Origin of the sequence: Fervidobacterium pennivorans, from assembly GCF_001644665.1 — a bacterium.
Taxonomy (GTDB): Bacteria; Thermotogota; Thermotogae; order Thermotogales; family Fervidobacteriaceae; genus Fervidobacterium; species Fervidobacterium ngatamarikiense.
Genome location: NZ_CP011393.1, coordinates 770,065 through 783,892 on the forward strand (window position 1 = coordinate 770,065; position 13,828 = coordinate 783,892).

General features: G+C 38.4%; 11 protein-coding genes. 8 read left to right on the forward strand and 3 right to left on the reverse strand.

The window, feature by feature from the left end; translation table 11 throughout:
• Positions 1 to 23 precede the first annotated feature (23 nt).
• From JM64_RS03670 to JM64_RS03685, 4 genes are all read left to right on the forward strand, one after another.
• Positions 24 to 1,220 (forward strand): hypothetical protein, encoded by a 1,197-nt coding sequence (locus tag JM64_RS03670; protein WP_064011531.1) that lies wholly within the window; start codon positions 24 to 26, stop codon positions 1,218 to 1,220.
• Between the two features lie 20 nt (positions 1,221 to 1,240).
• On the forward strand, positions 1,241 to 2,371 hold the full coding sequence (locus JM64_RS03675; RefSeq protein WP_014451191.1) for a DegT/DnrJ/EryC1/StrS family aminotransferase: 1,131 nt from the start codon (positions 1,241 to 1,243) through the stop codon (positions 2,369 to 2,371).
• A 1-nt stretch (position 2,372) separates the two neighbouring features.
• Positions 2,373 to 2,600 carry a hypothetical protein gene (locus JM64_RS03680; RefSeq protein WP_014451190.1) on the forward strand — a complete coding sequence of 76 codons (228 nt, stop codon included), beginning with the start codon at positions 2,373 to 2,375 and terminating at the stop codon, positions 2,598 to 2,600.
• 88 nt (positions 2,601 to 2,688) lie between these two features.
• Positions 2,689 to 4,053, forward strand: a complete 1,365-nt coding sequence (locus JM64_RS03685; RefSeq protein ID WP_064011532.1) for an NCS2 family permease — start codon at positions 2,689 to 2,691, stop codon at positions 4,051 to 4,053.
• Between the two features lie 211 nt (positions 4,054 to 4,264).
• Here JM64_RS03685 and JM64_RS09965 read toward each other — a convergent pair whose 3' ends face one another.
• Positions 4,265 to 4,465: an IS1/IS1595 family N-terminal zinc-binding domain-containing protein gene (locus tag JM64_RS09965; protein ID WP_231882323.1), complete on the reverse strand. Its 201-nt coding sequence runs from the start codon at positions 4,463 to 4,465 to the stop codon at positions 4,265 to 4,267.
• A gap of 126 nt (positions 4,466 to 4,591) precedes the next feature.
• Here JM64_RS09965 and JM64_RS09855 point away from each other — a divergent pair, with 126 nt between their 5' ends.
• Complete coding sequence (locus tag JM64_RS09855; protein WP_014451176.1) at positions 4,592 to 4,747, forward strand: hypothetical protein; 156 nt, start codon at positions 4,592 to 4,594, stop codon at positions 4,745 to 4,747.
• A 38-nt stretch (positions 4,748 to 4,785) separates the two neighbouring features.
• Here JM64_RS09855 and JM64_RS03690 read toward each other — a convergent pair whose 3' ends face one another.
• Entirely contained in the window at positions 4,786 to 5,751 is a 966-nt protein-coding gene (locus JM64_RS03690) for a serine aminopeptidase domain-containing protein (RefSeq protein ID WP_082868272.1), read from the reverse strand.
• A 46-nt stretch (positions 5,752 to 5,797) separates the two neighbouring features.
• The gene (locus JM64_RS03695) at positions 5,798 to 6,472 is read right to left on the reverse strand and encodes a phosphatase PAP2 family protein (protein ID WP_082868273.1); all 675 of its coding nucleotides are present in this window, start codon (positions 6,470 to 6,472) and stop codon (positions 5,798 to 5,800) included.
• A 153-nt stretch (positions 6,473 to 6,625) separates the two neighbouring features.
• Here JM64_RS03695 and JM64_RS03700 point away from each other — a divergent pair, with 153 nt between their 5' ends.
• From JM64_RS03700 to JM64_RS09970, 3 genes are all read left to right on the forward strand, one after another.
• Positions 6,626 to 7,900, forward strand: coding sequence for a S41 family peptidase (locus tag JM64_RS03700; RefSeq protein ID WP_014451173.1), 1,275 nt, complete (start codon positions 6,626 to 6,628; stop codon positions 7,898 to 7,900).
• A 31-nt stretch (positions 7,901 to 7,931) separates the two neighbouring features.
• The gene (locus JM64_RS03705; RefSeq protein WP_064011533.1) at positions 7,932 to 8,996 is read left to right on the forward strand and encodes a SpoIIE family protein phosphatase; all 1,065 of its coding nucleotides are present in this window, start codon (positions 7,932 to 7,934) and stop codon (positions 8,994 to 8,996) included.
• Between the two features lie 184 nt (positions 8,997 to 9,180).
• Positions 9,181 to 13,491: a beta-alanine-activating enzyme beta-propeller domain-containing protein gene (locus JM64_RS09970; protein ID WP_064011534.1), complete on the forward strand. Its 4,311-nt coding sequence runs from the start codon at positions 9,181 to 9,183 to the stop codon at positions 13,489 to 13,491.
• The last annotated feature ends 337 nt before the right edge of the window (positions 13,492 to 13,828 follow it).

Consider the following 13,828-nt stretch of genomic DNA (forward strand, 5'->3'; position numbering starts at 1 on the left):
TATTCAGAACAAGAGGTGATGATATGACTGGCGGTTTCGAAAACGAAGACGATAAGTTAAGAAACCTTATGAAACTTAAAGAGGAACTCGAAAAAGACTTGAAAAAGAAAGGGTTGCTTAAGGAAAAGAAGACAGATAAGCAAAAGCCATCTACTGTTGACGAAGAAACTATCAAAAAACTTCGAGAAAGCGTAGTTACCACAGCTCATTTGTCCGAAGACAAAAGTCTAACGCTTTATGATATAAACTTTCAGGATTACGATGCAAGCATAGATGATGTACTTAAGACTCTCAAAACTTTCATGACGAGAGTCACAAACATTAATTGGAAGATTATTTACGAAGGTTTAATTCGCTTACTTGAAGGAAATATATCACAGGCTAAAGAATCCTTCCAACAAGCAAGTGGAATCGAAGCGAACTATAACAGGCTTTTATCAGCTATGTACAACGGAGAAGATATATCACAAGAGGCTATTACATTCTTAAAAAACAATCCTGAACAAATCTACCCGTTGTTGCTTTTACTTGAAAGGGAACTATTAAAAGGAACGTGCGATGGCATAGAGAAAATATTAACATTGTTAGCAAGAAAATCATCATTATGGAACCTTATTTACGAAATGTATCTTAACAAGGCAACAGAGGAAAGCTTAAACACTGCTGTGCGTGAAAGAGGATTTGCTACGTTGGTTGTTCTCTTAGGTGTTTACATTGACAGTAGCCGGGATTATCCTATCCAAAACCATACGTGTTTGAATGTTCACAAAGCCTATCTCAGAGGTGAAACTATAACTGCTCCTGAATGGTGTGTATTTGGTCAGTTGGCAATCGAGGCAAGGAAATTTCTAGCTGGGTACCAAGTTGACTTAAGCAAAATAAGAAAATTTGAAAAAAGCCCTGAAGGTAAGTTGTTTTTGGGAATGCTTTATTACAATATGAACAATAGAACAATTGCTGAACAATATTTAAAAGCTTTTGAAGTTCAAGTCGGCGAATACCAAATTTACGCCAAACCATTAAAGCAGTCCAAAATAGGTATGGAACAGTTCATTCACCTGCCAAGGGATTTTCAGCCAGTTAGTGAAAATAAAGGTATTTTAGATTTTATCGAAAAGAATCCAGGATATGATATTTACATAAGCTTCCGTAGTACTGAATTTGTAAGGCTAGTTTTCTCAGAAGAACATTGCAAAATTAACTATTCATCAAAACGATAAGGTCTTATGGAGGTGCTAATATGATTCCACTTTTCGATCTGACAAGACAGTATGGAAAAATAAGAAAAGAAGTCTTGGATGCGATCGACCAGGTTATTTTGGATGGAAGAGTTATACTTGGACCAAGTGTTGAAAAGTTTGAAAAAGAACTTGCAGAATATTTAGATGTTAAACATGCAATTGGGGTAGCTAACGGTAGTGACGCGCTTGTTATTTCGCTCCATGCTATTGGAATAGAAAAGGGTGAAAAGGTTGTAACCACTCCTTACACTTTCTTTGCTACTGCCTCGTGTATTGTTCGCAACGGAGGTATTCCTGTATTTGTCGATGTTGAACCCGATACTTACAACATAGACCTGAACCAGGTAGAACAAGTGTTAAAGAAAGAAGAGATAAAAGTTGTAATCCCAGTACATCTATTCGGTCGCACTGTTGATTTTGAAAAATTGGACTTCCTAAAACAAAAGTTTGGTGTTAAAATATTGGAGGATGCCGCACAATCTATAGGAAGCGAAGGGAAAATCGGCAATATTGTCAAAAAATCAGGAACCTTTGGCGATATTGGCATTTTTTCTTTTTTCCCAACTAAAAACCTTGGAGCTTATGGAGATGCAGGAGCGATAGTGACAAATGACGACCAGCTTGCTGAACGTGCACGAATGCTTAGACAACATGGCTCTAAGAAAAAGTATTATCACGAAATGATAGGCTACAATTCAAGACTTGATTCAATTCATGCTGCAATACTTAGCATCAAACTTAGGCACTTAGAAGAATGGACCCAAAGGAGAATAGAAATAGCGAAAACATATCAACGACTTTTTGAAGAAAAGAAACTCCCAATAAAGTATCCAAAGGTTGAAGAAAAAGGTTACAGAAGCCACGTTTACCATCAATATGTTGTTGAATTCGAAGACGAAAAAACAAGAGACAGAGTCAGAGACCACCTAACGAAGAATGAAATTGGAACAGCACTTTACTATCCATTACCTTTGCATTTACAAAAATGTTTCGCTGAGTATGGGTACAAACAAGGTGATTTTCCTGTCGCAGAAAAATTATCTAAGACAACACTTGCGCTCCCGATATTTCCAGAACTTACAGATGAAGAAATTCAGTTTGTAGTAGAAAAGATAAGCGAGGTGTTATAAGATGGCAGAAATTATTAGTGATGCACAGAAAGAACAATTTTTACAGACATTAGAGAACTTTGTTAGAAGATACCTGCGAGTCAAAGAAACCATAAAAGAACTCAACAAAGAGAGAAAGGACCTTGAAGACGCCATTATTCAAATGGTTGAAGGCACTGACATTGACCATATAATAGTTGATGGCGTTGTTGTAGAGTTTGAAAACAGAACAAAAATTAAGTTGAAATAAGTATAAAAACCAAGCTGGGAAACAGACAAAAAAAAGAAAAAGTTTCCCAGCAAAAATTCCCAAAATCTTAGCGTGGGGGGAAAAGAGTATGGAGAGTATCAACAGGTATTTCGGTATCTCACAAGCAGGTTCTACGGTTCGCAAAGAAGTTGTAGCCGGTATTACCACTTTCCTGACGATGGCATACATCGTCTTTGTCAACCCTTCCATCCTAGTTCAAGCAGTCCCAGGAGTTTTTGACCAAACAGGTAAGATTATTGACCAAGCTCTTTACAACTCATACTATGGTGCATTTATGGTTGCAACCATCGTAGGTGGTGCTATTGCAACACTCATTATGGGACTTTACGCGAATTACCCATTCGCACTTGCACCTGGTATGGGGCTCAATGCGTATTTCACCTACACGGTTTGTTTAAAACTTGGAATTCCTTGGCAGTTAGCTTTAACAGCTGTCTTCATTGAAGGACTTATCTTTGTTTTTCTGACGGTTACAGGCGCGAGAGCATTTGTAGCGAGAGCCGTTCCACAACCGGTTAAGGCAGCAACAGGTGCCGGTATAGGCCTTTTTATAGCACTTATAGGTCTTAAAAACGCAGGAATCGTAATGCCTGACCCTGTGACTGCCGTCACACTTGGACATTTAAATAGACCTCATACATTATTGGCGATTCTTGGCTTCTTTATAACTGTAGTTCTTTTCGCATTAAACGTTCCAGGTTCGATTCTCCTTGGTATCATACTTACAACTATAATTGGAGCTACTCCTCTTTTCAACGTAACTCAATATCAAGGAATAATAGGAAAGATTCCCGACATATCTCCTACATTCTTCAAACTGCAGTTCGATGCTCAAACCCTTCTTTCTGGAACCTTCTGGGTCGTTGTTGCCACATTCTTCTTTGTTGACTTCTTTGATACACTCGGGACACTAACAGGTCTTGCTGAGGGAACAGGATTCACAAAGAAGAACGGAGAATTAGAAAGAGGCACAAGGGCATATCTCGCGGATGCTATAGGAACCGTTGTAGGTGCACTCTTTGGGACATCGACAGTTACGACTTACATTGAAAGTAGCACCGGTATAGCAGTTGGAGGAAGAACAGGTTTAACGGCAGTTGTCGTTGCTTTACTCATGCTTGCAATGTTATTCTTCTCACCACTTGCATTGACAATTCCAGCTGCTGCAACTGCTCCAGCACTTATATTCGTTGGTGTTCTTATGGTCAAAAGTTTGATGAGTATCAAGTGGGATGATATAACGGATGCAGTTCCTGCGTTTGTAACGCTTACGATGATTCCATTTACGTACTCAATTGCGAATGGTATAGCTCTTGGAATAATAACATATCCTATCGTCAAAACGCTTTCTGGAAAACGCAAAGAAGTGCATTGGTTCACATGGATGCTTGCAATTCTCTTTATTGCGTATCTAACGTTCTTCAGAGAATAAAGCAAATGCCCATTTATAAACTTTCCCCCCGACTTTTTGGTCGGGGGTTTCATTTTGTTGAGAATGGTGTGATATACTAAAAAGTGAACGTAAACTAGAAATTTTGTCTTACCATTGTTTCGGGGATAGTGTTAACTTGTAGTGATGAAAGAGTGTAAGTGTGAAAGAATGAGATTGATATTACCATTGTGCGTTTTCCAAAGATTCTTCACTACACAAAAACCTTAGATTTACCACAAGAAGTGCATTTGGGATAAGGGAAAGGGAAGTTTTTGTGTTTGTGAGAATGGGAAAGTTTGAAAGAATGATGGCAGGCTTTGCAAAGGAATTGTTGGTTACCGTATTTGTCATGACCGTTTTTGTACAAGCTGGTGGAACCGCATTTGGGACAAGAGAGTGTTGAGTTGTTCATATCGGGATACCTCCTTTGTCGAGAGTTGGTTGGGGGGTGTCCCCTCTTTATAAGGATAATGCGGTTTTTGGAAAGTTTCAATACTTTTAGTTAACATTATCCGTTTCGGGGATGGGGGAAATTTTCATGAAAAAACGAAAAAATGCTCTATTCCTGAAATCATTAGAAAAATTTAGAAACGGCAGTGTTCTTGTAGCGGTGCTCGTTATTCTTATTATAACTGTCGTAATACTTGGCAAATTATGGTTCCTCCTGGGACTTCGTTTGAAAGGTTATCCATAAGAACCGACAGTTTGAGAAGACTTCTTAAAAATGAAACATCAAACGATATTAAGATGGGCATTTCGGTTTCGATTTTTGATAAGACAATCTCTCAAAAATTTCACACTTGCTCTACCGATGAACCTTCTAAACAAATATGATGACTTGTGACCAGATGGCACAGATATCTTTTTTGCATTTGGTAGTAATCTGTAAAAACCATTAGAGGCTTGAGGCGGAATAACTTTATCAAACACCCCTGTGAACATTAAAACTGGTTGGTCGATAAACTTCGCATACGAAATTGGGTCGTAATGAAAGCACATCGGCGTAAGTGAGAATATCTCATCTATACTTTTCAGTGAGTGAACCTTTTTTCTACTTGCACTCCTTAGTTCAATGCATTTTTGCTCGTCCTTACATCCCCACTCGTTACTATATTTCGCATATCCTTCTCTAACAGGTTCCACATAAGGTGAATACCAGTTTATCCAACGCCAATCTCCACCAGAAAATGCAATAATACCTGCCTCCAATCGCTTATCCAAAGCCATACTCATTGCCGTTATCATACCACCGAAGCTGAATCCCAGAATTCCTGTTGGAAGATTTTTCACATCCTCAAGCGTCTCAAGCAAATCAATAGTTCTTCTCACATCTTTAACCGCCTGATGAAATCTAACGACACAATGTGCTGGCGAATGATGGAAGAACGGTTCGCCACCATTCCAATCCGGTTTTGCACGTTGCATATGATATGGTTGAATCACAAAAAATGTTTCGATACCTTTCGAAGCAAAATACTCGCCAAACCACATCAGGTAAGGTATATGTCCGTTACCTATTCCATGTAAAAATATAACCTTTGCCCAAGGATTTGTTGAACGGAAACGATATGTGTAAATCCTCTTTGATTCGGGAATATCAGGTTCATACACCGTATCATACGACAACAATTCGTACTTTTCTGTTTTTTCTACCTTAAGGTTGAACGGTAATGTCCTATCATACTCGTAAATGAACAACTCTATCACCCCCACAAGAGGTCTCAAAGGTGAAGATTAATCGAAATCAGTCACTTTTCGAATAATACAAAGAATATCCCGTTGTGTATCCAAGAAGAAATCCATAATAAACATCTGAAAACCAGTGGTTTTTTGACCAAAGTCGTTGAAGTGAGAATATTGTCGGAACAACGTACCAAAACTTCCCGAACCTTTCGGCAATAGGTGTAAATATCGCCCAACTTATCGCGGCGTGTCCTGATGGGAACGACTGGTAGGCGTTTTCCATTGAAAAGAATTTAAAAAGAAAAGGATTTCCATTAACAAAAGGTCTTGCACGCCCCACCAGAAATTTTATAGTTCCTGTTATAAGCACACTCACTGCAAAACTTTCGATAACAGTCCACGCTGTGTAGCTATCAAATGGAAATATCAATCCCGATGCTATTATTGAAATTAATGCAAAATCAAAAATATCAATGTCATTCAAGACTTTGAAAAAATCCGAGCTCGGGAGACTCTCGTTAACAGTGCTGTCGAGTGCGAAGCTAAACGCTCCTAATGAGAACAGATAAATTTGCGAATCATTGGTCTTAAATAAAGACGATAAGTCCACTTTCAACTCGTCAAAATAATCCGCACTACCGCAAGTTTGACCAAATGATAGACTGAAACTGAGCAATATTACTAGAGTCATTGCTGCAAAAATAACATTTATGTTTAAAAATTTTAACTTCCCCATCCAATCTCACTCCTGGCAGACCGCGTTCTAAAAAGATTATACTCTCAATCTATTACTTTTCAACCAACCACAGCCCTAACTTCACACACTTGTTTGAAAAAAAGTAGTATAATAAAAACGAAGAAACACGATTTAAAAGTGAGGTGATAGGTAATGAAAGGGATTAATTTTACTATAATCTTCATAATTGCAGTATTCGTAATAGGTGGCATCGCCATTTATGCTTACGAGCACTTTCGTTACTCTCCATATGCTCTCCAAGTCGATTTAGGAGTTGTCATAGAATGGCTTAGAGACAGACATGTTGACCTCGTTGATGCCAAATTAATTTATGAATTAACCAACACAAAACTAACAATCGATAAACGTCAAACACCATACGAGTTTGCCCTCGCGGTTTACCCGTTACTTTCGATTTTTAAAGACAACACAACCCGTTTGGAAATACCACTAAAATCAACGGACAAAGTATTACCCTTAAGGTTTAAGTACGTCGATGGAAAAGTCGTTGTTTCGATGAGCGAATGTGAAATACCCGTTGGTTCGACTATATTGTCGATAAATGGTTATCCTATAGAGGATATCTTAGAAAAGTATAAGAATTTGTATCCCACGTGTGAGAACTTCCAACAGGTCTACTCCTTCGTAGATAAGCTCCTACCACACTATCCTAAGATAATTGATGCAAGTACTTTACAAATAAAGTATCAACTACCCAATTCATCTGCTCAGCGCACATCTTACATCAAAACCATTTCCTTTAAAGATTTTCAAAAAGATATGCATTTAACACCCGTTGAACTATACAACCTGGGACAATACACCATTGTGAAGATTAACACCTTTAATATTTCAAAAAAAGAGGATATGAAAGTCGTAGAAGATGTATTTCAAAAATTGTCAAACAAGAACGGAAGCATAATTTTCGATTTGCGTTACGCCTCTGATGGTGATGCTACCATCCCTTCAGCCATCATCTCAAGACTTATAGATGAACCAACTTATCTTTACCCGAAACTAATAACACGCTATAGATACCGTCAAGTAGAAAAGAAGCAAATTCCCATTGAACCAGACAGCGCCAGAATTTCCAAAGACGTTTATTTCATTGTAGACAGTTCTTGTTTTTACACACCCCACAAAATTCTGCTTTCTTTTGTTGCAACTAATAAGATTGGGAAAGTGCTAACAACAGAGAATGAAACAAGCACACTTTTCTCAGACCTTTCATTCTACACAGACGAGTTTTGGAAGATTCTTCCAAACACAAGAGCTTATATTGTAATGCCGTTATCAAAGGTAATCGTTGAAAACAATTTAGAAGAGGACCAGATTCAAATTGTTAATCTGACCTTTAATGAAAGTCTGCTGTTCGACAAAACGGCATACAAAGACTGGCTTAAAGAATTCATTTCTAGAATAAAATAAAGTCAGCAAAAAATCTTAGGGTGGTGAGAGTATGTTCTCAGAAGGGATATTAGAACATCTTCAAGAAACGAAAGTTGTAGATTTTCTTGATGAGCTAGAAATACCTGCGTACGTTGTAGATAAAAACCGACGTATCGTTTTTTGGAACAAGCAGGCTACAAAGTTAACAGGTTACGAAGCAAATGAAGTAGTTGGTAAATTTTGTGCTGAACAAGTATTGAACCATGTTGACAGAACGGGTATTCCTGTGTGTAATACTGAGCTGTGTCCACTTTATCAATCAATCAAAAATGGTATCCCAGTTCAAGTACCATTTGCGGTGTATGGACTTACCAAATCAGGAAAAAGGCGCCCGTTTTCAGTTGTTGGTTTGCCCATAAAAAAGGATAACGAAGTACTTGGTGCCATTGAATTATTCACTGATGTCGAAAAAATGGATGCAGATATGAGCCTTGCTATAAGAATTCAAGAAAGTTTTGTCCCACAAAACACCGAAAATATCGAATTCTTCTATCGTCCATCTACTGGACTTGGAGGGGATATGATATATTACAATCCACCTTGGGTAGGCATAATAGACATAAGCGGACACGGTATTGCGGCTGCGCTTGTAAGTATGCTTGTTCGTACTACTTTGGATACAATAATTGCGTTCGACCCTCCATTACAAGGTTTACCGTTCCTTCTGGAAAACGAACTCAAAAAATTCAGCTTTCAAAACATATACCTCACAGGCGTTATTGGTCAACTTAGCGAAGGGGTTTATAGATTCGTTAACATGGGACATCCTTCACCAATAAATGTGACCAAAAAAACGTTGATTGAAACGAAAAATGTAATACCTGTCGGATTCGGGTTCTCTGAAGAATACGATGAATCCGTCATCAACACTCACAATCTAAACGATGGGAACTTGCTGTTGTATACCGATGGATTAACGGAAATAAAAACAAAATCGGGAATGCTTACTAGTCAGGGGCTACTTGATATACTTTCACCAAATGATACTACGTCGACGATATATCTCAAAACATTACATTTGCGTGCTCCAGGTTTACAAGAAGACGATATAACTATGATACTTTTCAAAAAATAATTAAGCGTCTGCCAGAAAAATGCAGGCTTTTTTTCGAAAAACATTACTTGGAGTGCGTAAGCAAACTGTAAAACAGTTGGTTAAGCGATAAGTGAATTACTTTGCTCTACCCAGAGTAAAATAGGGGGATATTTTGTTTGCTGTATTTTTTTAATTGTAATAAATTCAATCAGGGGGTGAAGTTATGAGGTTTTCTCTGAAATCGGGGCTTAAAATTTTACCTGTCATCCTAATCTTCTTATCAATCTTGGCATTCGCACTCGACGTAAAAATTATCTCTCCTAAGAATGGGGGCTACGTTTCATCAGAGTTCCTAGTTGGTGTTTCAGCCAGCGACCAAAAGGGTATTAAATTAGTAGAGCTATACGTTAACGGTTTCAAAATTTCGGAAAAATCTAATGAACCTTATGATTTCCAAATTCCAGTTAACGTTGGTCAACTCAAGTGGAAACTTCAAATTGGCAACTACATAGCATCTTCCCCGGCATTGACAGCTGATGGAACAATTTATATCGCGAGTAAAGATACTAATCTCTACGCCATATCCTCTGATGGAAAAATAAAATGGAAGTTTAAAACCGGTGGTGAGGTCTTTTCTTCACCTGCATTAGGACCGGACGGAACTGTATATATCGGTAGTTCAGACACATACCTCTATGCTATAAAACCAGATGGTTCACTGAAATGGAAATTCAAGACGAATGACCGCATCGTTTCTTCTCCATCCATAGGAAAAGATGGCACGATATATGTTGGAAGCTACGATGGGCATCTTTATGCTGTTACGAAGGATGGTAAGCTTGTATGGAAATTTAAAACCGGTGGCTGGATTTCCTCTTCACCGGCTATTACAGAAAATGCAATATACTTTGGAAGTTCTGACGACTACTTTTACGCAGTCACCACCACAGGTAAACTTATTTGGAAGTTCAAGGCGAATAACGATATAACCTCTTCGTCCGCAATTTCAAACGATGGTACAATTTACTTTGGAAGCCTCGACAATTTCCTTTATTCAATCAATTCTGACGGAACACCAAAATGGAAGTTTGAAACTGGTGATGACATCGTCTCTTCACCTGTTATAGGACCTGATGGAACGATTTACGCAACAAGTAAAGATGGCTATCTCTATGCGATTTCTTCGGACGGAACACAAAAGTGGAAATTCAAAACAGAGAAAGAAATAACCTCCTCTCCACTAATAGGTGCTGATGGCAAAATTTACGTATCAAGTTCAGATAACATGCTTTATTGTCTATCTTCCGATGGCCAGTTATCCTGGAGCTTCAAAGCAGCAGCTGCTATTATCTCGTCGCCTGCTATAAATCTTGGTGGAACGATTTACTTCACAACGGCAAATGGAATTATCTATGCAGTTCAAACTTCTTCGTTTGGACTTGCGAACAGTTCGTGGCCCAAGTTCAAAGGAAATGCCTGCAATACAGCACTTTTTGGTGACAAATCGGGAATCAGCTCATATTTGGAGCTTAAAGCAATTGCGTATAGCAAATCTGGTAACAAGGCACAGGAAGTTATAAAAGTCATTCCAGATTACGTGCCACCAGTTCTTTACTTCAAAGCTCCAAAGCATGGAGATTTTGTAAAAAAAGAGTTCACTGTAGAAACTGAAGCAAAAGATGATAATGGTATCAGCAAAGTAGAATTGTATTTGCAAGGTCAGAAGATAGCAGAAAAACTAACTCCGCCATATACATTTGTTATCGACCTGAACACAGTTCAGATTCCAAAAATTGGAAGTCCAAACATAGAAAACGTAGGAAGAGAAATATGGAAGGCAAAGTTGAATACTGAAGTATGGTCAAGTCCTGCGCTGGCAAGAGACGGAACAATGTACATAGGAACTTACGATGGTTTTGTGTACTCGTTAACCCCTTCTGGACAAGTTAAATGGAAATTCCAAACAAACGGAAGAATTCACGCTTCACCATCGATATCGAACGATGGAACCATATATGTTGCAAATCTCAATGGGTATTTATATGCGCTCTACCCGGATGGTTCCTTGAAATGGAATTTTAAAATTGGGGATGCAATATACTCATCACCAGCCATTAGCACAGAAGATAGTACTATTTTCTTTGGAAGTCGAGATGGATTCATATACGCTGTGAATGCTGATGGAAAACTGAAATGGAAGTTCCAAACAAAAGGTGAAATTCTTTCGTCACCAGCTATAGACTATAACGGGACAATTTATATCGGTAGTAAGGACGGGCATCTGTATGCACTAACACCAACAGGTAAATTACTTTGGGAATTTAAAACAGAAGGTGAAATAGACACATCTCCAGCACTAGGCATTGATGGTAGCATATTTATCGCAAGTAGTGATAAATACCTTTACGCAATCACGTCCGAGGGAAAACTCAAATGGAAATTCCTGACACCTGATGGTATAAAGTACTCAGCAATAATAGGTCCAGATGGGACGATTTACATAGGCAGCGACAAACTCTACGCAATTTCACCAGATGGTAAGCTAAAGTGGGAATTTGAAACTGATAATCCTGTTACCTCATCTCCTACACTTGGCTTTGATAATTTAATCTACGTTACAGCTGGTAAGTATCTATATGCGATAACTGTTTCAGGTGAAAAGAAATGGGTTTTAGAACTTGAAGAAGATGCAGGAGTTTTAACGTCTCCAACAATCAGTGATGACGGTAGGTTATACATCTCAGGTTCAAATGGTTATTTGTTTGCAATTCAATCTTCTTCGTTGGGATTAGCAGCAAGTCCTTGGCCCAAGCTTGATAGAAATCTTGGAAATACAGCAAATATCGTCGATGAACTTGATTATTCTGGAATCATGCTGGAACTAACCGTAGTTGCTTACGATGTTGCGGAAAACAAAAAGAAACAAACACTATTTGTTAAAGTAGACAACAGTGAACCACAGGTTTATATTTCACCGTACAATGACAAAGCCGTAGTCACTGGAAATGTTCAAATCACCATCTACGCATTCGATAAGAGCGGAATAGAAAAACTGGAAACATACTTTGACGAACAAAAAATCCACGAAGGTAAAACAGGATTTGCCGTTTTGAACATCAACACTTCAGAATACAAAGAAAAACCATATACATTAAAAGTAATTGTGCAGGACAAGTATGGAAACACATCAGAAAAATACATAACCCTCATCATCGATAGAACTCCTCCGAAAGTATCATTTGTAGATTTGAGAGATGGTTCAAAAATAACAAAAGAATCGAGTATAGTTGTAACAGCAAGTGATGAAAACGGAGTTTCCAAAGTTGAATTGTACGTTGCCGGTCAGAAAGTAGGTGAGATAACCTCTGAACCTTACGAATTCAATTTAAACCTCCTTGATGGTGTGCTCAAGTGGAAAATAAAAACCAATGGTGATATACTCTCAACACCAGCTGTGGCAGATGATGGAACAATCTACATTGGAAGTCTTGATGGTTACCTATATGCAATATCACCTGATGGAAAAATCAAATGGAAATTCCCGACTGACTACGAGATTTGGTCATCACCTGCAATAGGCAACGATGGCACAATATACATTGGAAGTAGTGATAGTTATCTTTACGCTGTTACACCAGATGGTAAGCTAAAGTGGAAATTTAAAACTGGCTATGAAATCTGGTCTTCACCTGCTGTAGCTCCAGACGGAACAATTTACCTTGCGAGCAAAGACAGTTACGTATATGCACTCACACCACAGGGAAAGTTGAAATGGATATTCCAAACTGGGAACTGGATTTACTCTTCCCCAGCGATTGGTAACGACGGCACTATATATGTAGGTAGCACTGATAAGTACTTATATGCAATTTCTCCCACAGGAAAGCTCAGATGGAAATTCAAGATGGATGGCGAAATCTTGGCTTCACCCGCTATTGGAGCTGATGGCACAATCTACGTGGGATGCAAAGACACATACCTTTATGCAGTCTCACCAGACGGAAAACTGAAATGGAAATTCAAAACAAACGGAGAAATACTTTCATGCCCAGTTATAGGACCTGACGACACTATTTATTTCGGTAGTACAGACAATCATCTCTACGCTATATCACCTGATGGAAAGTTGAGGTGGAAACTCAGAACAGGAGATTCAATAACTTCCTCCGCATTGATTGGCGCTGATGGTATTATATACGTAGGTAGCAACGATAACAACTTGTATGCGATAACTCCTGACGGAAAGTTCAAATGGAGATTCCAAGCCGATGAGGATATAGCTTCCGGTTTGGCAATCAGTAAAGACGGTGTAATATATTTCGGAAGTGATGACAACCACCTTTATGCACTTTACACAACATCATTCGGATTGGCTAACGCACCTTGGCCCAAAGACAGAGCAAATAACTTCAACACAGGAAGGTTTGGAGACAGGTATGGTGTATCGGACGGTGCAGTCACAATTAAGGCTGTTGCTTACGACATTGTCGGAAATGCAACCGAATGTGTAATCCAGGTGTTTGTAAAATGGTAAATCTGAAACTTCACAAAAGCCATCCGTGAAAAGTAATATATCGAATTTCCCATAGTTCATTCCGCACGGCTTCAGTCCTTCCTGAAGCCGTGCTTTTTTATTATACCATCCCAATCTCGAAAATGAATCAAATCAAAGCATTACATAAAGAATCTACGCAAATCAAAAGAATACAAAATACTTGCTTAGTGCGCAGATATAATAGCCAGGTTTTTAATACAATTAAATGGCTACTTTGATTATCGTAATACTCTATACTCAACTTCCAAGCAATTAAAACAAAGGGCACTAATTTTTATATTTCCTTATTGATAATATTCGAATTTTCTTATATACT